The organism is Leisingera methylohalidivorans DSM 14336 (genome assembly GCF_000511355.1).
GTDB lineage: Bacteria > Pseudomonadota > Alphaproteobacteria > Rhodobacterales > Rhodobacteraceae > Leisingera > Leisingera methylohalidivorans.
The window spans coordinates 3,478,273-3,496,648 of record NC_023135.1; the positions used below are offsets into that span (position 1 = coordinate 3,478,273).

Annotated in this window: 10 protein-coding genes, 5 pseudogenes and 1 other annotated feature; of the genes and pseudogenes, 7 read left to right on the plus strand and 8 right to left on the minus strand. The window is 59.9% G+C overall.

The window, feature by feature from the left end; genetic code table 11:
• The first annotated feature begins 272 nt into the window (after positions 1-272).
• The 5 genes and pseudogenes from rfbC to METH_RS24120 all read left to right on the plus strand — a co-directional run.
• Positions 273-827 carry a dTDP-4-dehydrorhamnose 3,5-epimerase gene (gene rfbC, locus METH_RS17000; protein ID WP_024091719.1) on the plus strand — a complete coding sequence of 185 codons (555 nt, stop codon included), beginning with the start codon at positions 273-275 and terminating at the stop codon, positions 825-827.
• Between the two features lie 32 nt (positions 828-859).
• Complete coding sequence (gene rfbB, locus METH_RS17005) at positions 860-1,912, plus strand: dTDP-glucose 4,6-dehydratase (protein WP_024091720.1); 1,053 nt, start codon at positions 860-862, stop codon at positions 1,910-1,912.
• 66 nt (positions 1,913-1,978) lie between these two features.
• Positions 1,979-2,830 carry a dTDP-4-dehydrorhamnose reductase gene (gene rfbD, locus METH_RS17010; protein WP_024091721.1) on the plus strand — a complete coding sequence of 284 codons (852 nt, stop codon included), beginning with the start codon at positions 1,979-1,981 and terminating at the stop codon, positions 2,828-2,830.
• A complete protein-coding gene (gene rfbA, locus METH_RS17015; protein ID WP_024091722.1) occupies positions 2,827-3,729 on the plus strand; it encodes a glucose-1-phosphate thymidylyltransferase RfbA in 903 nt (300 codons plus the stop codon). The genes rfbD and rfbA overlap by 4 nt, the downstream gene beginning before the upstream one ends.
• A 72-nt stretch (positions 3,730-3,801) precedes the next feature.
• Positions 3,802-4,184, plus strand: a pseudogene (locus tag METH_RS24120) (IS3 family transposase); the annotation flags it as partial.
• 54 nt (positions 4,185-4,238) lie between these two features.
• Here METH_RS24120 and METH_RS17025 read toward each other — a convergent pair.
• The 3 genes and pseudogenes from METH_RS17025 to METH_RS17035 form a co-directional block, all read right to left on the minus strand.
• Positions 4,239-5,258, minus strand: a pseudogene (locus METH_RS17025) (IS5 family transposase).
• 176 nt (positions 5,259-5,434) lie between these two features.
• A complete protein-coding gene (locus METH_RS17030) occupies positions 5,435-6,433 on the minus strand; it encodes a catalase family protein (protein WP_044008481.1) in 999 nt (332 codons plus the stop codon).
• 11 nt (positions 6,434-6,444) lie between these two features.
• The gene (locus METH_RS17035; RefSeq protein ID WP_044008482.1) at positions 6,445-7,830 is read right to left on the minus strand and encodes a c-type cytochrome; all 1,386 of its coding nucleotides are present in this window, start codon (positions 7,828-7,830) and stop codon (positions 6,445-6,447) included.
• Positions 7,831-7,907: 77 nt separating this feature from the next.
• On the opposite strand from METH_RS17035, the gene METH_RS17040 reads away from it, so the two are divergent.
• Complete coding sequence (locus METH_RS17040; RefSeq protein ID WP_156927519.1) at positions 7,908-10,049, plus strand: peroxidase family protein; 2,142 nt, start codon at positions 7,908-7,910, stop codon at positions 10,047-10,049.
• 353 nt (positions 10,050-10,402) lie between these two features.
• A pseudogene (locus METH_RS17045) lies at positions 10,403-10,708 on the plus strand (helix-turn-helix domain-containing protein); the annotation flags it as partial.
• Here METH_RS17045 and METH_RS23415 read toward each other — a convergent pair.
• The 5 genes and pseudogenes from METH_RS23415 to METH_RS17075 form a co-directional block, all read right to left on the minus strand.
• A pseudogene (locus METH_RS23415) lies at positions 10,706-11,336 on the minus strand (IS5 family transposase); the annotation flags it as partial. The pseudogenes METH_RS17045 and METH_RS23415 sit on opposite strands and share 3 nt — an antisense overlap.
• 112 nt (positions 11,337-11,448) lie before the next feature.
• The gene (locus METH_RS17055; protein WP_024091729.1) at positions 11,449-14,538 is read right to left on the minus strand and encodes an efflux RND transporter permease subunit; all 3,090 of its coding nucleotides are present in this window, start codon (positions 14,536-14,538) and stop codon (positions 11,449-11,451) included.
• Positions 14,535-15,659: an efflux RND transporter periplasmic adaptor subunit gene (locus tag METH_RS17060; protein ID WP_024091730.1), complete on the minus strand. Its 1,125-nt coding sequence runs from the start codon at positions 15,657-15,659 to the stop codon at positions 14,535-14,537. The genes METH_RS17055 and METH_RS17060 overlap by 4 nt, the downstream gene beginning before the upstream one ends.
• A gap of 481 nt (positions 15,660-16,140) precedes the next feature.
• A pseudogene (locus tag METH_RS17065) lies at positions 16,141-17,484 on the minus strand (IS3 family transposase).
• Positions 17,050-17,203 (minus strand) — a sequence feature (AL1L pseudoknot). It overlaps the preceding pseudogene by 154 nt.
• 59 nt (positions 17,485-17,543) lie before the next feature.
• Positions 17,544-18,362, minus strand: a complete 819-nt coding sequence (locus tag METH_RS17075; RefSeq protein ID WP_024091732.1) for a DeoR/GlpR family DNA-binding transcription regulator — start codon at positions 18,360-18,362, stop codon at positions 17,544-17,546.
• Positions 18,363-18,376 lie beyond the last annotated feature (14 nt).

An 18,376-nucleotide genomic window follows, 5' to 3' on the forward strand; every position in this document is an offset into this window, starting at 1 on the left:
TCCTCACATTTTCGCGAACTCCGCACCGCCGCCATGGAGGTCTGGCGCACCATCGCTCAGCGCGATACCGCGTGATCATCGCAATCAGCCCCGGTTTCGGTCCTCGTCAGTTAACTTTATGGTGCCAGAGTTGATATCCGGCGGGTTTGACGATACCGCCGCAGTAGAATCCCTGCGCGAAGTTGCCCGGCGGTGCTACAGATGGGATCGGATCGGGCAGCAGTACTTCGGCCTGGTGCAGGCGATACACAGAAGACAAGAGGTCAGAGGCGATGCAGATAGATGAAACAGGGCTGCCGGGACTGAAGGTGCTGACACCCGCACGGTTCGGCGATGCACGCGGGTTCTTCAGCGAAAGCTGGAACCGGCAGCGGCTGGCCGCCCTTGGCATCGATCTGGATTTTGTGCAGGACAACCATTCTGTTTCGGCGCAAACCGGCACCCTGCGCGGCCTGCATTTCCAAGCCCCGCCCCACGCCCAGGACAAGCTGGTGCGCTGCGGCCAGGGCGCCCTGTTCGACGTGGCGGTGGATATCCGCAAAGGTTCACCTTCTTACGGCAAATGGTTCGGTATCGAGCTGTCGGCAGAGAACGGCAAGCAATTGCTGGTGCCCAAGGGCTTCCTGCATGGCTTCCTGACCCGGACGTCGAACACCGAGGTGATCTATAAATGCACTGATTACTATGCGCCCGAGTGCGACGGCGCGGTGGCCTGGGACAGCTGCGGCATCGATTGGGCGTTTGACGGCACGCCCGTCCTGTCGGACAAAGACAAAAGCGCGCCCGCGCTGGCGGATTTCGACAGCCCCTTTGCCTGGGAAGGATAAGTGATGAAAATACTCGCAGCCGGAGGCGCGGCATGAAGATACTGGTGACCGGCGGGGCCGGCTTTATCGGCTCGGCAGTGGTGCGGCTGGCCGTGGCGCGCGGCCATCAGGTGGTGAACCTGGATGCGCTGACCTATGCCGCCTGCCTGGCAAATGTGGCCGATGCCGCAAAAAGCCCGCTTTATGCCTTTGAGCAGGCCGATATCCGCGACCGCGCCGCGCTGGACCGCGTGTTTGAGACCCATAAGCCGGATGCCGTGATGCATCTGGCAGCGGAATCCCATGTCGACCGCTCGATCGACGGGCCAGGCGATTTTGTCGAGACCAATATCACCGGCACCTATCAGATGCTGGAGGCCGCCCGGAAGTACTGGATGCAGGCCGGCAGGCCGGACAGCTTCCGCTTCCACCACATCTCGACCGACGAGGTCTATGGCTCGCTGCCCGCGGATCCGGCAGTGATGTTCACCGAAAACACCGCCTATGATCCGCGCTCGCCCTATTCCGCCTCCAAGGCCGCCAGCGACCATCTGGTGCGCGCCTGGGCCGAAACCTACGGCCTGCCGGTGGTGCTGACCAATTGCTCCAACAACTACGGCCCCTATCATTTTCCGGAAAAGCTCATTCCGGTGGTGATCCTCAATGCGCTGGCGGGCAAGCCTCTGCCGATCTACGGCGACGGCTCCAACGTGCGCGACTGGCTGTATGTGGAGGATCACGCCGATGCACTCCTCCTGGTGGTGCAGAAGGGGGCATTGGGCCGCAGCTATAATATCGGCGGCGAGAATGAACGCTCGAACCTGGAGCTGGTGCAGACGCTCTGCGCCATTCTGGACGGGAAACAACCGCGCAAGGACGGGAAATCCTACACAGACCAGATCACTTTTGTCACCGACCGGCCGGGCCATGACGCGCGCTATGCCATCGACCCCAGCCGCATCCGCGACGAACTGGGCTGGCGGCCATCGGTGACGGTTGAGGAAGGTCTGGAGCGCACCGTGCAATGGTATCTCGACAACGAGACCTGGTGGCGCGCCCTGCAGGACCGCGACGGCGTCGGCCAGCGGCTGGGCACCGGCAAGTGAAGGCTACCCGGCTGGAAAGGCGGCGTCCGGCGGGGATATTCGGGACAGAATGAAAGGGGCGCGGATATGCGTATTCTTGTTTTTGGCAAAACCGGTCAGCTTGCCCGTGAGCTGGCAGCCTGTGACGGCATCACCTGCCTGGGCCGAGATCAGGCGGAACTGAGCGCCCCCGAAGCCTGCGCTGCCGCCATCCGCACCCATGCGCCGCAGGCCGTGATCAATGCCGCTGCCTATACCGCGGTGGACAAGGCTGAAGAAGAAGACGCCCTGGCCTCTGTGGTCAATGGCGCCGCTCCCGGCGCAATGGCGCAGGCCTGCGCGGATCTGGGCATCCCCTTTGTCACAGTGTCCACCGATTACGTGTTCGACGGCAGCGGCACGGCGCCCTGGCAGCCCAGCGATGCGCCCGGCCCGCTGAACGCCTATGGCCGCTCGAAACTGGCGGGCGAACAGGCTGTGCGGGCAGCGGGCGGTGCCCATGCGATCCTGCGCACCTCCTGGGTGGTCTCGGCGCATGGCGGCAACTTCGTGAAAACCATGCTGCGTTTGGGCCGTGCGCGCGAGCGGCTCACCATTGTCAGCGACCAGACCGGCGCGCCGACTCCAGCCCGGGACATCGCGGCTGCCTGCCTGAAAATGGCGCGGCAGTTGCAGGCGGATCCAGGAAAATCCGGCATCTATCATCTGGCAGGCGCCCCCCAAACCAGCTGGGCAGGCTTTGCCAGAGAAATTTTTGCCCGGGCCGGCATTGCCTGTGCGGTAAAGGATATTCCAACCTCGGCTTATCCCACGCCTGCGGCGCGCCCCTTGAATTCACGTCTCGACTGCACATCGCTGGAGACAGTTTTTGGCATCCCGCAGCCGGACTGGCGGGCAGGACTGAACGACATATTGAAAGAATTGGGAGAATTGGCATGACAGATGGCAAGCCCGGCACAGGAACCGCATCCGCCCGCAAAGGCATCATTCTCGCGGGCGGCTCCGGCACCCGGCTCTATCCGATCACCATGGCGGTCTCAAAACAGCTCCTGCCGCTCTATGACAAGCCGATGATCTATTACCCGCTCAGCGTGCTGATGCTGGCGGGTATCCGCGAGATCTGCGTGATCACCACGCCGCAGGACCAGGAGCAGTTCACCCGCCTCCTCGGCGACGGCAGCCAATGGGGGGTTGAGCTGACGTATGTGGTGCAGCCTTCTCCCGACGGTCTCGCGCAGGCGTTTATCCTGGCCGAGGACTTCCTGGCCGGCGCCCCCTCGGCGCTGGTTCTGGGCGACAATATCTTCTTTGGCCATGGTCTGCCGGACCTTCTGGCCGCCGCCGATGCGCAAACCGGGGGCGGCACCGTGTTCGGCTATCACGTGGCGGATCCGGAACGCTATGGCGTGGTCGGGTTCGACGATGAGGGCCGCGCGCGCGAGATCATCGAAAAACCTGAGGTGCCGCCCTCGAACTATGCAGTGACCGGATTGTATTTCCTGGATGGCACAGCGCCGGAACGGGCCCGGCGGGTTGCACCGTCGCCGCGCGGCGAGCTGGAGATTACCGATCTGCTGCAGATGTACCTGGAAGAAGGGTCATTGCGGGTTGAAACCATGGGCCGGGGCTATGCCTGGCTGGATACCGGCACCCATGGCTCGCTTCTGGATGCGGGCAATTTCGTGCGCACCCTGCAGGAGCGCCAAGGGCTGCAAACCGGCTGCCTGGAGGAAATCGCCTACGGTGAGGGCTGGATCGATGCGGACCAGCTCAAGGCGCGGGCGGAAAAATTCGCCAAGAACGCTTATGGCGCCTATCTCGAAGGCCTGCTGAAGTAGGCGGCGGGGCGGCCCGGCGACGTCTGGCCTCTGGTTCAAGTTGTCGTAAAGATTTCAGGCGGCACCTTCTGGCTGCGTCGAGCGGTATCTGACCTGACGTTGGACAAGCGTATCCTGCCGGAAGCAGCACGGGAAAACGACTAAGCCGCTCGCGCCGCTGCGCCAGCATCGACCACATTCGCAGTCACATCAGGGTGTCGGAACGGCGGGTATGTCGTGTCTTGGGGCAGCACCGTTCCACGCAGAGGCGTTTGCCTGTTGGCCGAGCCGATGAGGATCGACTGGTCGCAGGCATGATCGAATTGTCCCGCCAGTATGGTCGATACGGCTATCGTCGGATTGCGGCTCTGTTGAGGGACGCAGGCTGGCTGATCAAGGGCAAGCGTGTCGAACGCCTGTGGCGGCGTGAGGGGCTCAAAGTGCCCAAGAAACAGCCCAGGAAGGCGAGGTTGTGGCGCTTTGTTGCACAAATCGGCTGAGGCCCGGACTTCCCCTTACCCGAGACGGACTTATCCTACGGCCTCTGAGACGGGTATGCCAAGAGCGGAGCAGCGATTGAGCACGGCGATGCGGATTTGGATTTCGGCGACCTACCTGTCGAAATCCCTCGCCATGAGCGGCTGGCCGGGATGTTTGTTACAGTGCATCCAATCGTCGGGAAGATGATCCCCCGGATCATTTTCAGACCCTCCTCATATCCCGGCGCGGCTTCGGCGATGGTATCCACTCCACCTTCGCCAGATGGCGCGGCCGGGATATCGTGAGGCATTGACCGCCTCGTTCCGGGCGATGGCTCCTGCGCTCGCAGGCTTCCAGGGTTTGGCGTTTTTGCGCGGCGGGATGACGGCATGCGCGCCGCGCGCGGCAATCGCATCGCGGCATTTGCGGGGGTCACAGGCACCATCGGCTGTGACTGATCCGATGCCTTGGTCGAGTGGCAATTGGTCAAGCAGCTCCGGCAGCATGGGCGCGTCACCAACATTGCTGGTGGTGACATCGACTGCGCGAACCTTCAACGTTTCTGCGCCGATCCCGATGTGCATCTTGCGCCAGATCCGGGGTTTAGGGCCACCATACTTGCGGGCGTTTCACGCGCCTTCAGCCTCAGCCTTGATGCCGGTGCTGTCCGCTGCCCGGCAGTGGTTTGCTTGCAAGTCATGAGAGGGGATGAGGAGGTTCAGCGGACCGCTGCCGCCGCGATATGGCAGGCTGACGTTCAACGTTTGTCGGCAGCGGCACTAGGTACTGAAATCCGGTGCCGCCTACTCAACCAGCCCAACCAGCCGCAGGAGGCTCTCGGCAAACCCCGCCGTCTGCCGAAGCGGCAGGCCAAACAGGACCTTCATCGTCAGGCAGGTCTGGATCGCGGCGCCGCTGAAGCGCTGCTGCCTGCCGCGCTTCCCGTTAGGTCGAGGCGTCCAGATCATCTTAGCATCAAACCAGATCGACAGCGATCCGCGTCGCTTCAGGGCGTCATTGTAAGCCGACCAGGTCGTGGTTTTGTACTTCGAAGGGGCCCAACTGTTCATAACCTCCAGCTATCATTCTGAATTCGTGAGATGAATCCCTGGATGGTGCTTGTGCAACAAAGCCATCTGCAAGGGAACTCCTCTGCAAGCCAGCTTGAAACTGTTCCAACTAACCGGGTCACAGTTCAGATTTCAGTTTGTCCGCATATTCGTGAAACTGGCACACAGTTTAAAAACTAGCGCGTTTTCCGGCCTCTAAGGTTTGACATAGCTCGGTAGATCTCACCTCTCGCGCGATTGATGAAACCTAACGGTCGATGTTCGGGCAAAGCCATCCATGGATTAAAACGCAGCTTTTCAGCCAATGCGTCCTTTTCGGAACTGTTTTCTTGCTGCTCCAAGGTCAATTTGGCGAGTGAGATGAAATTTGCTCCATTAGCTTCCCAATCGACGGTCGGATCCTCGATCGGATGACGGATCGCATCCGTCTGAACAATCACACCAAAATCAAACGTCACCGGAGCTTGTCTCAGAGTGTCGCGGAGCGAGCGGCCAAGTCCGTTATCACAATCAAGCGTGCCGCCCTTCGGACCATGGCCCACAGCCTTGTATTTTACCGCGCGGCCCTCGCCGAAAAGATAAGGAGTGGTGCTGTGAAACGTCAACGACAGGATCGAGTGAACCTGTCTCCCGGCAAACATCCTTGCTGCTTTGAGTGTCTTTCTGTGAAAGATTGAAAGCATGGCCAGCCCCCAAAGTGCGCGGATCACCTTGAGCGGCAGCATGCCGTTGCCGCGCATGTCTTGTATCGGTGTGAAATGTCGATTGAACGCCAGGTACTCGGCCATGGTCGCAGTGAAATAGGTCGGGTGATCGACTAGCAGAAAATCCTGCTCGGTGGATGGGCCACGACCTGCCAGAAGTTTTTTGCCTTCGACGTCAAAAAGCTTGATCGCCATGCCGCGCACGTCTTCGTCGGTATCATCGAGTTTTCCACCGTTCGAAAAGCGGAGCTGGCAGCGGTATTCTCGACCAGGCTGAAACACGCCCACTGCAAACCCCTCAGGCAGATCGGAAGACACCTGGAAGGTGCCCTTGGCCAGCCCGTGATGCTTGCCATGCTGGCCACGCTTCGCGGTGGTTCCTTCCATCCAGACGGTCTTCAGGTTTGTTGCAATGAGAGCTTCAAAAACCTCGGCCTCGTCGGGCGGAATTCTTTCCTCGCCAAGCTTCATCCCGCCCCCGGTCAAAGTGACTTGAGGTATTCGAGCAGGGCGTTCTTCTCCGCCTCGGGCAGCCCCGTTCCGTAGACATGCCCGCTGTTGCCGTTGCCGGTAAGCCTGGTGTCGAATTGGAAACCGTCCGAACAGATGAATCCGACTGTCACGGGGTCGAAATCGCCGCAGCCACGAAAGAAGCTCGCAGGGCGCTGATTTGGCGGGGCCAGCAAATCAGCCAGCGTCGGGACCGAGCCATTGTGCAGGTAGGGCGCGCGCATCCAGATGCCATCGAGCGGCATGTTGGCATACCCGTCCGTCACCCGGTAATTCCTGAATTGCCAAGAATATTTCTCGCCCACGGTGCGGAAATAACGGACCATGATTTCATCGAAAAGCCCGGTTCGCTCCCGATCTGTGCCAAGGATGTCTGAGGAGGTCACCTGGCCCAGTTTCGCGGCGCCGGGATCGTGGCAGCTGTCGCAGGCTTCACGCTCATAAATCACTCGGCCTTCCGTCGCCAGCGCCTCGTCATAGGGCACAGGGAAGGCGGGCGGCGGGAAATCCATCAGCCAGTCGGAAATCCGGTCGATGGAGTGCCGCTCCAGCAACCATTCCTGCGCCCCTCCGGCGAGGGCGGCGGAGATGTTGCGCTCATCCAGAGAGGCGTTGTTGCCATCCCAGTGGAACCAGCCGTCAAGCCGGATGCGCTGGTTCCAGACCGAGGGGAAATCGACGGTGCCAACGCGGCTGTCCTTGTCTGGCTCCAGCCCCCAGCGTTCGCGCCAGAAGTTGCCCGCATCCGTGCGCCCCGGCCCATGAGCCGGGCGGGTGCCCAGCCAGGCAAGGCTGTCTTTGAGGCCTGCCACCTGCTCGCCAAGGCGCGGAAAGACCACGAACCGCAACACCATCTTCTCCAGGAAACCGGGCGGGCGGCCATTGGCTTCAGCGGCCTCAATCACGGCATCCGCCGTCAGCCGGTCATCTGTGGCTGCCGTGGTCAGGAAGGTGATGTACGCTTGGAGGTTCAGCGCATTGGCCGGGGCACCCATGACCAGATGCTCTTCGCCGTTCAATCGATAGGCCGAGACATGGCAGGTGCCACAGTTGAAGCCGACACGCGGGACCCCGATCCGGCGGACCGAAACGCCGATGGGCAGGTCATGACCCTCCTCGGTCAGGAAACCGAACTCGGCAAAACCGTTGGGCAGATCATCGGCAAAGATCGTCGGAAGCTCGCGCCAGATGGAATAGGGGAAGCCGTCCACCTCGGCCCCGATGGAACCGTATTTGAAATGCTCGTCGATGTCCGCGAAATGCGTCGCGGGCCATGGCTTAATTGTCAGGCGCTTGAATTCAAGGAACAGCGCCGCTCCAAGCAATACAAAGAAGACCGCAAAAATCAATTTCCTCATGCCGCAACCATACCGGGAATAGAATTAGACACAACACGCCTGAGTGTGTCACAATCTTTGCTATAAATCGAGAAATTATGAACAAGGTAACAGTAATGGCGCATGTTGGATCCGCTGTCACCTCTGCGGGCTCGGGCTGGAGCTGGAAAAAATACCGCAGGCCCCTGTTGCAGCTGACCTGCCTTCTGGTGGGTGCCATGATGTTCTATCGCGGGCTGCTCAATTTCTTTGGCTATCCAAGCGACTGGATCCCGCTGTTCCCCGGCGTGCCGCTTCTGGGCGATGTCTGCCGGACGCCGGCCTATTGGGAACGCTGGGCCCTGGGCCCGGTTTTTTTTGGCGGAGTCTTCGGCATCTTTCTGATGTGGCGCGAGTTGAAAGTGGGCTGGTGGGTGTTCACCGTGCTGAACTTTCTGGTGGGCTATTGGTTCATCTTCATTCTCGAAGACATCTGGCAGCACCATGTCGCGCCGCATATCGTGTTCTCTGCCGTGTTCCTGCCGTTCTACCCCGGGATGAAGAAATCCAGGTGGCTGGCACAGTTCGGACGCCGCTGGCTGGGCAGGCTGGGCGACAAGGCCATGGCCCTGCTCAACCGCCGATGGGTGGCCAACCTGATCGTTGCGGTTCCACCGCTCCACCGGTGGATCAACAGGATCATCATTAACAAGATCGTCGGTCAGGCACGGTATCGGCCGCATCCGTTTTCGACCATGTCCGCCTATTCGTCGTGGTCAAGCCTGACGGACCGGACATGGTCCGGACGGCACCTTGGCGTATCGGAAATTGATCCGGACCTGCTACCCGATCCCGACGATCTCAAGAATCTTTTCAAACGCCCCGACGGCACCCAGAGAATGTGCCCTAAATCAACCTGCTTGTTTCCGGCCTTTGCCCAGTATCTGACGGACGGATTCCTGCGCACGGTGCCGGAAAAGGATCCACGAACCGGAATCATGGATGGGAATAACCGCAAGCGCAACAATTCCAACCACGAGATTGACATGTGCACGCTCTACGGCCGCACGCCGGAGCAGGTTCAGGCCTTGCGGGAGGACAAGCCGGGTAAGGAGCGGCGGGGACACCTGCGCTCGCAGATCATCAAGGGCGAGGAATACCCGCCCTTCCTGTTCCGGGATGGCGAAATTGCCCCGGAGTTCCAAAGCCTCGATTGGCCGCTTGGCCTGCACAAACTGCTGGCGGCATGCGAGGACGAGAACCCGCAGATCGCCGCCGGGGCGGTCTTGATGCGCGACGCGCTATTTGCGGTTGGCGGGGACCGGGTTAACTCCGTGCCTCAGGTTTCCATGCTGAACACGATCTGGCTGCGCGAACACAACCGTCTTGCCAGAGAGCTGGGCAAGCGGCACGAGGATTGGGATGACGAACGGGTGTTCCAGACCGCGCGCAACATCCTGATCGTGGAATTTATCAAGATCGTTGTGGAGGACTACATCAACCACATCGCCCCGGTTGCCATGCCGCTGATTGCCGATCCGAAAGTGTGCTGGAACGCGCCATGGAACAAGTCGAACTGGATCACCACGGAATTCAGCCTGCTGTACCGCTGGCACGCGCTGATCCCGGACCGGATCACCTGGGGCGGGCAGGACTTGCCGGTAGACAAGTCCTACCTTCTGAACAACCTGCCGCTGCTGAACGTGGGTGTGAAACGCGCGTTCGAGGACATGAGCGCGCAGGTGGCTGCGGAGCTTGGAGCGCGCAACACCACGGATGAACTTCTGGATATAGAGAAGGATTCGATCCGGCAGGGGCGGATCTGCCAACTTGCCTCGTACAACGACTATCGCGAGTATCTTGGGCGGGAACGGGTGAAAACGTTCAAGGAAATCAGCTCCGATCCGGAGGTGCAACGGATGTTGGAGGATGCTTATTCGGATGTGAACCGGGTCGACTTCTTTGTCGGCATCTTCTGCGAAGACCGCGTGAAAGCCTCGCCTCTGCCGCAGACCATCTTGTCCTTTGTGGCGCTTGATGCGTTTTCTCAGGCTCTGCCGAACCCGCTTCTTTCGCAGCATGTGTTCGAGCCGGAGGCGTTCAAGAACGGCGAAATCGACGAACACCCGACGTTCACGACTTGGGGTTTTGAACAGATCACTACCTGCACGTCCATGCGCGTAGTCGTGGCGCGAAATGTGGAAGAGCCGGAAACACTGGGCCGTATTGCGATGACCCAAGCGGATTGGCAGGGGGAATAGCGCACTTAGCCCGTCCATCCTCGGCGCAGCGAAAGGGCGGTCTGGAATCTGGCGGGATCGGTACTGTTGAACGACCTCAACAGGGGGTTCGCTGCGCTGCCGAACGAACCACGCCACAAATGCGAGCGATTTCCGTACCTGCATCCGCAGCATGGTAAAATGCGCTCTTGTTCCTCGACCTTCGAGTTGTCGAGCCTCGCGGCGAAGGGGCATCTTTGATGAATTAGTCTCGATGCGATCTGACACAGCCCCCTTCTCAGCAAGTTGAAATGAGGACGGCGCTTCTTTTGATGGAGATGATGATTGCCCGTTTTGATGGTGGTGCTGACCAACCCCAAAACGAGGAAACCACGATGTTGAATTCTACTGACAAGATCATCAAACACAAAACCGGGTTGCTGAACCTAGCCAAGGAGCTGGGCAACGTTTCAAAGGCCTGCCAGGTGATGGGCAACAGCAGGGACACGTTCCACCGTTACAAATCGGCGGTTGAAGACGGCGGCGTCGAAGCCCTTTTTGAGCGCACCCGGTACAAGCCCAATCTGGCGAACCCGGCGGACGACGCGACCGAGCAGGCAGTGACCAAGCCGGGCCCCGATTTCCCGGCTTACGGCCAGGCCCGTACCTCCAACGAACTGCGCAAACTGGGTGTTTTCGTCTTTGCGCGGCGGGATGACGGCATGCGCGCCGCGCGCGGCAATCGCATCGCGGCATTTGCGGGTGTCATAAGTCCCGTCTGCCGTGACACTGCCGAGGTCTTGATCGGGCGGGAATTGGTCAAGCAGCTCCGGCAGCATGGGCGCGTCACCAACATTACTGGTGGTGACTTCGACTGTGCGAACTTCCAACGTTTCTGCGTCGATCCCGATGTGCATCTTACACCAGATCCGCCATTTAGGGCCACCATGCTTGCAAGCCATGAGAGGGGATGAGCAGGTTCAGCGGGCCGCTGCCGCCGCGATATGGCTGGCTTGCCTTCAGCGTCTTCCGGCGACGGCACAATGTGCTGAAATCCGGTGCCGCCCAGTCCAACCCGGCCAACCGCAAAAGGCGCTCGGCGAAACCCGTAGTTTGCCGCATCGTCAGGCCAAACAGGACCTTCATCGTCAGGCAGGTCTGGATCGCGGCGCCGCTGAACTTCTGCTGGCGGCCGCGCTTGCCGCTCGGCGGCGGCTCCCAGCCCATATTCGGATCAAACCAATTCGAAAGAGATCCGCGCTGCTTCAGCGCGGTGTTGTAAGACGGCCAGTTCCCGGTCTTGTACTTCGCAGGGGCCCAACTGCTCATGACCCCCAGCTATCATGCTGAATTCGCAAGATGAATCACCAATGACATTTGTGCAACAAAGCCTCCAGCCCGCATTCGACAGCCCTCTTTCCGGATCCTGCAAGTTTTTACACTACACGCTCGCAGCCGCTTTCACCTCTGACCTAAGCCTGCGCGCGGCACTACCGGGCGCGGCGCCCCAGACGGTGATCCAGCGATAGAAGATCGGTGTGAGGAACAGGGTGAACACCGTGGCGAACCCTAAGCCGCCGACGATCACCCAGCCTACGGCGATGCGCGCTTCGGCCCCTGCACCGGAGGTCAGGATCAGGGGCAGGCCACCAAGGACCGTTGAGACCATCGTCATCATCACCGGGCGGATCCTCAGCCGAAGTGCGCTGCGGATCGCGCTGTCGATGTCCTCGCCCGCTTCGCGCAACTGGTTTGCAAATTCGACGATCAGGATGCCGTTCTTCGCCATGACCCCGATCAGCATGACAAGGCCGATCTGACTGTAGTAGTTCAGCGAACCGCCGGTCATCGAGATCGCCAGGAGTGCCGCGGCAAGGCCGAAGGGCACAGTCATCATGATGACAACCGCGCTGGCAAAGCTTTCGAACTGGGCGGCGAGTACCAGCAGCACGACGATCAGAGCGACGCCGAAGACAATGTAGATACCGCCTTGGGAACCGTCGAGCGTTGCAGCCTCTCCGGTGAAGGCAATGCCCATATTGTCGGGCAGGATTTCATCTGAAATTGCGAGCAGACGTTCCATCGCTGTCGACAAGTCAACGCCTTCCCCAAGGTTCGCCTGCATCGAAACGGACAAGGCGCCAGCCAAACGTTCGATCTGAGCATCGCTCACCACCATGTCCAGCGATGCGACGGTGGACAATGGGATATAGGCCCCAGTGTCGAGCCGGATGGACATGGTTTCAAGGTCGGAGGGATCATCAATCGGCGGCCCACCGGGGACGACGTTGACGTCTATTTCCACATCATCGGAAAAGACGCTGACGGCAACATCGCCTTGAACCATAGCACTCACGAGCGCGGTAATATCCGCGCTGTTCAGGCCCATGCCCCCCGCGGCGCTGTCGTCTATCCTCACTTCCAACTGTGCATTAATGCTGTTGTTAGACAGTTGCGGATTCAGGAACGTCTGATCCTGCGACATAGCCGCGGCAAGAGCTTCGGCGGCCTCGGTCATGGTGGCAAGGTTCGTGCCGGTCACTGCGTAGCTCAGGCCGCCGCCTGCGCCGCGAATGTTGAGGCTGTTGGTGGAACGGGCGCTGACCTGCACACCGGGGACTGTCGTCAATTGGCCGCTGATCTGTGCAATCAGCTCCTGCTGGGTGAAGTCGCGCTCGGCCCAGTCCGGCAAGCGCACGACGATAAATGCGCTGGTGCCGCCCCCGACGCCGATGATGCTTTGGACAGTCTCAATCTGCCCGCTGTCTCGGTAAGGAGCGAGAATGTCCTCGATCAACCGAACCTGCGTATCCAGATAGTCAATCGTCGTGTCAGAGGCTCCGCGCGCCTGCACGAGGAAGAACCCACGGTCTTCTTCGGGTGTGACAGTGGAGGGCAGCGTCATCGCGGCCCCCATAGCGATGATGGCGAAACCGGTCGCGATTGAGAGAACCAGCACGGGCGTGCGGATAGCGAAATCCATGACGTAGTCGAAGCTGCGTGCCAGGGCGCCGGGTTGGCTTTGCTCCGCGTTGGTTTGCGGCTTACCCGGATCCAAGAGGGCTGACAGGACCGGCGCGAGGGTCAGGGCGGTGAACGACGACAAGGTGACCGCGAAAGCCAGCACAAAGCCGAATTCCGAAAAGACACCCCCCGCTTGGCCGGGCAAAAACGAAATCGGGATGAAGACCGCAGCGAGCGTCGCGGTGGTGGAAATGACGGCGAAAAAGACCTCATTGGTGCCCGATGCTGCCGCGGCGAAGGCCCCCAAGCCTGACTTGCGCTTGCGCACAATGTTTTCGACCACGACGATGGCGTCATCCACAACCATGCCCGTCGCCAAAACCAGTGCAAGCAGGCTGATTGTATTGACGGAAAACCCGGTGATCCAGATCGCGGCCAATGTGCCGATCAAGGCCACCGGGATCGTGACCGCGGGGATCAAGGTCGCCCGCAGTGAGCGCAAGAACAGAAAGATTACAGCGACCACGATGCCGGTCGCCAGAAGGATGGATTTGACGACCTCGTTGATCGACCCTTCGATGAAAATACCGTCGTCCGAGGTCACCAGCAGTTGAACGCCTACGGGCAATTGGTCGCGCAATTCCTCGACCGCGATTGCGACGTCGCGTGAGATTTCCAGCGTATTGCCAACCGATTGCCGGGTGATATCGAGGCCAATGGCCGTTTCGCCGTTCACACGGGTGTAGACGCTTGTGTCTTCCGGGATCAGTTGAACAAAGGCGATATCGGCCACTTGCGTCGTGTCGTTGACCGGAAGTTGGTTGATGTTCTCGACAGTGACATCTTCGTTGCCGACCCGGAGCGAGAGAGTCTGGGACTCGCTTGAAAGCGCGCCGAGGGCGGTGTCGTCGCGAAGCTGCGCAAGCGCGGTGGAGACGTCAAAGATCGTAAGGCCGCGGCTCAGCAGCGAAGGCATGTTCACCGATACCCGGAATTCATTGGCCCGGTCGCCCCGCACCGTGACCTCCGCAATGCCGTCGATCAGCGATAGCCGTTCATAAACCATGTTCTCAGCAAGATGAGTCAGCGCATCGAGGCTCGCGTCACCCAATAAGGCAAGGCGAATGATCGCGTCAGCGTTGCTGTCGCTTTTGCTGACAACGGGATCCTCGATATCATCCGGCAAAGAACGCAGGGTGCCCGACACGATCTCGCGCGCCTCGTTTGCAGCGACATCGACATCCGTACCGTCAGACAGATCAATGGTGATACGGCTCGACCCCGCGCTGGACGTGGACTCAATATACGCCATGCCCCCAAGCGCGCTCAGCGCATCCTCGAGAACCTGCGTGACCTCTGTATCTACCGTGCTGGCCACCGCGCCTTCGTAGGTGGTCCTGACGGAGAGCACAGGCCTGTCCACGTCCGGCATTTCCCGGATATCGACGCTGGTGAACGCCGCCAGTCCAGCGATGATGATTAGCAGGTTCAGTACGATCCCCAAAATTGGCCGCGCAACAAAGACGTCGGCGAAACCGGCTTTTTGTGCTCTTTTTTCGAAACTCATGCCCCTGGCCCTTTAAGTGCGCCATCGGCCGTGACTTTCGCCCCTTCTCGCAACTTGGATGCCCCCTCGGCCACGATCTGCGCACCCAAGCGGGCTTCTGTTTCAACCCAAACCTGATCCCCCTCGCGGTAGCGGATGGTAACGGGCACCCGGCGTGTGCTGCCGCCCTCGGCAACCCAAATGCCTGCTCCGGTGCGGTCCCATGTGATTGCTGTTGCGGGTACGACGGGCAGTGGATCGGTCTCTTCGGTCATGCGAATTGCAAAGGTCATGCCAGCAAGCAACAATCCCTCAGGGTTTGCAATTTCAGCCTGCACGGTCGCGCTGCGGGTCACGCTGTCGAGCCGACTATCGAAGGCAGTTACTTCACCCATAAAAAGGCGCCCCGCATAGTTCGGCGTCGACACGAGGACCGGCTTGCCTTCGGTCAAAAGACCGATGGAGCGTTCCGGTACTTCAAATGTGGCAAGCAGGCTGCTGGTATCGTCAATCGTCACGATGGCATCCCCGCTCGACAGGCGGTCCCCCATACTGACATTGCTGAGGCCCAATTGACCAGAAATCGGGGCCACGATCGTGCGGTCGTCCAGCGCGATCTCGGCCAGCCCGACATTGGCTTCGGCCAAACGCAAAGCTATGCGCGCATCGGAAAGCGCCACGTCCGTCACAACTGAACTGCCACTGCTGCGCAGACCCTCATAGCGGGTGACAGTGGCCTGTGCCTGATCTCGGTTGGCCTGAGCAATCTCCAGCGCCAGACGTTCCGTGCGATCATCCAGGCGCAAAAGAGCCTCGCCCTTTTCCACCATCTGATTAGCCTGCAGCGCAGTCTCGACCACTTCGCCCGCATCGGTTGCGGTTACTTCGGTACGGCGCAGCGAGACAGCACTGCCAACGGTCCGCAGAACAAGCGTGTACTCGCGGGCTTCAAGCGGGGTGAGAACAACCCCCGTCGCTCGGCCTTGCCCCCGGCGTCTTGGTCCTGCGTCTTGAGCAGCATCAGCTGTTTCGGTCGCGCTGCCGCCCCAGAGCTGAGTGACATGCTCAGGAATACCGAAAGCGATGCCATAGGCGCTCACAATGATGATAAGGGATAAAACGGTGAAAACTAATTTTTTCAAATTCTTCTTGGCTCCTGAGGGGCGCTGTCCATGCGAACACGTCGTCGTAGTTCTTGCTAATCGGGCTAACGCGTCAGAACGCCGTCGCGCCGAACAAAGAATTGCCAAGCGATGGCTAAAATCAGTCTGGGAAGTCGGAGAGTTTTGTCATGAAGAGGTTCACTTCGGTGTTTGTGCCTCTTCTGTTACGGTCATCGAAACGCATTCCGTCGCTTAGGTTTGGTTTTTTGTGAGGCAAAGGGAAATTTCTATTGGCCGGTGCGAGACCGGCGACAAACGACGTGAGCGTCGGTGTTCAGTTGAGTCATGAAGCGAAAACAAGCAGCCCTTAACACCGAAACGCGCCCGAACCACTATGAGCCTGATACTTCTGCACTGTATAGAAACACTGCCGCCTTGGGCCAGCCAACACCCGGACACGGGGGCGACGTCGAAGGCACTGTGAACCGCCGCGGGTTTGCCGGAGGCTGATTTCAGTTAGTTACGCGGCCATGTCTTCAGTTTCCATAGCCGCGTAGAAATTGGCCTCTGCTTCTGCCGGCGGAATGTTTCCGATAGGCTCAAGCAGACGGCGGTTGTTGAACCAGTCCACCCATTCGAGTGTTGCGTATTCCACCGCCTCGAAGTTGCGCCAAGGGCCGCGGCGGTGAATGACCTCGGCTTTGAACAAGCCGTTGACCGTCTGGGCCAGGGCATTGTCGTAACTGTCTCCAACGCTGCCGACAGAGGGCTCGATACCGGCTTCGCGCAACCGTTCTGTGTATTTGATCGACAGGTATTGGCTGCCGCGGTCGGAGTGGTGAACAAGCCCCATCGCCTTTGTCGGCCGCCGCTTGTGAACAGCTTGCTCCAGAACATCCATTGCCCGGCAGGCACATGCGCAGCATGCTGCCGAGAGTGGAGTACAAACCCGGCATGCGCCGAGGTGCTGACACGCCAACCAACAATCTTGCGGGCATAGGCATCGATAACGAAGGCGACATAGGCGAACCCATTCCAAGTGGCGACATAGGTGAAATCGCTGACCCAAAGCATGTTGGGCGCGGGCACACGGAACTGCCGGTTCACCTTGTCCAGCGGGCATGGCGCCTTCTTGCCGGGAACCGTCGTCTTGAGCGGCTCACCCCGGAGCGAGCCTTTGTCCGCCATTGGTCCGAGGACAATGGCGAGCGCCTTGAATACCCATGCTCTTCATCAGCCGGGCAACCGTGCAGCGGGCGACGTTAAAGCCTTCCCGTTGCAATTGCCGCCAGACCTTTCGAACGCCATAGACCCGCCAGTTCTCTTCGAAAACCCGCCGGATCTCGGGCCGCAATGCCTGGTCACGCCGGGCACGGTCCGACAACCGGGCCGGATCAGCCCGCTTCGCCAAGTGCTCATAATACGTGGAAGGGGCAATCGGCAGGACAGTGCAGATCGGCTCGACCCCATGCTCCGCGCGATGCATGTCCCCTCTCGCGCATGCTGGCATGCGCTGCCGGGCAGCGGATAAATGACACCATCACTTCGACCGGCGGTCGAGCTCCGCCATCGCAAAATACGCGGAGGCTTTGCGGAGGATCTCGTTCGCCTGACGCAGCTCGCGGTTCTCCCGCTCCAGCGCCTTCATCTTATCGGCCATATCTGTCGGGACGCCCGCCCGCTTGCCGCTGTCGACTTCTGCCTTCTTGACCCACTCATTCAACGTATGCGCCGAACAGCCGATCTTTGCGGAGATCGACATGATCGCCTGCCAGCGGGAACTGTGCTGGCCCCGGTTGTCCAGCACCAGCCGCACCGCACGCTCGCGGACCTCAGGGGAATACTTGTTTGTTGTCTTGCTCATTGTGGCTTCATCCTACTCAGGAGTTGAAGCCTCCGGCAAACCCGGAGCGGTTCACACCCTCAATTGTTCGCCGACGCTTCTGCCTGACCAACTAAGCGGCCTTCGCCTTTGACGACCACGGTTTCGATCTCGTGCTTCTCCAGGATGGCCTTGATGCCTTCAGGCGGGTTGCTGTCAGTGAAGAATACATCGATCATGGACATTTTGTCGAACGACACCGGTGCGCGCTTGTTGAATTTGCCGCTGTCGGCAACAACGATTCTGACCTGGGCATTGTCAGCAGCGATGCGCGCGATATTGGCTTCTTCCAAGTCGTGCAGCATGAACCCCAGCTCGCTGTTCACCGCACCGACCGAAAACACCGCGAGCTGAAAATTGAGACGGCGCACAAGGTCGAGCGCCTCGGCTCCGAAAGCGCCGCCATCATGGGCGCGCAGCTCGCCGCCGGCCAGAAACACCCGGTTGTTGTTCCGCATCGCCAAAGTGCTGGCAACAAAGACAGAGTTGGTAACGACAAAGAGGTTTCTGTGGTTCCGGAGGGCGAGGGCGACATAGGCTGTCGTCGATCCGATATCGAGAAACACAGAATCGCCGTCGCTGATTGTTTCTGCAACGCCACAGGCCAAGACCTCCTTCACATCCGCCTGTGTGCTGAGGCGGTTCTCAAAGGGCAGCTCGTTGACGTCTCCATTCAGGTGTACCCCGCCATGCACCTTGCGCACGATATCGCGCTCCTCCAGCGCCTTGACGTTGCGCCGGATAGTCTCGTTGGAGACCTTCAGCTGTTCGGCAAGAACACTCACTCGGCAGGAACCGCCGACGCGATAAAGTTCGCGCAGAATCTCTTCTTCACGCTGGTTGGTTGTCTTCTGATTCATTATCACATCCAGCT

Excerpts from the sequence above, each read along its gene's own strand:
- rfbC (WP_024091719.1), top strand. The coding sequence starts at position 273 with ATGCAGATAGATGAAACAGGGCTGCCGGGACTGAAGGTGCTGACACCC.
- rfbB (WP_024091720.1), top strand. The coding sequence starts at position 860 with ATGAAGATACTGGTGACCGGCGGGGCCGGCTTTATCGGCTCGGCAGTG.
- rfbD (WP_024091721.1), top strand. The coding sequence starts at position 1,979 with ATGCGTATTCTTGTTTTTGGCAAAACCGGTCAGCTTGCCCGTGAGCTG.
- rfbA (WP_024091722.1), top strand. The coding sequence starts at position 2,827 with ATGACAGATGGCAAGCCCGGCACAGGAACCGCATCCGCCCGCAAAGGC.
- METH_RS17030 (WP_044008481.1), bottom strand. The coding sequence starts at position 6,433 with ATGAAGCTTGGCGAGGAAAGAATTCCGCCCGACGAGGCCGAGGTTTTT.
- METH_RS17035 (WP_044008482.1), bottom strand. The coding sequence starts at position 7,830 with ATGAGGAAATTGATTTTTGCGGTCTTCTTTGTATTGCTTGGAGCGGCG.
- METH_RS17040 (WP_156927519.1), top strand. The coding sequence starts at position 7,908 with ATGAACAAGGTAACAGTAATGGCGCATGTTGGATCCGCTGTCACCTCT.
- METH_RS17055 (WP_024091729.1), bottom strand. The coding sequence starts at position 14,538 with ATGAGTTTCGAAAAAAGAGCACAAAAAGCCGGTTTCGCCGACGTCTTT.
- METH_RS17075 (WP_024091732.1), bottom strand. The coding sequence starts at position 18,362 with ATGAATCAGAAGACAACCAACCAGCGTGAAGAAGAGATTCTGCGCGAA.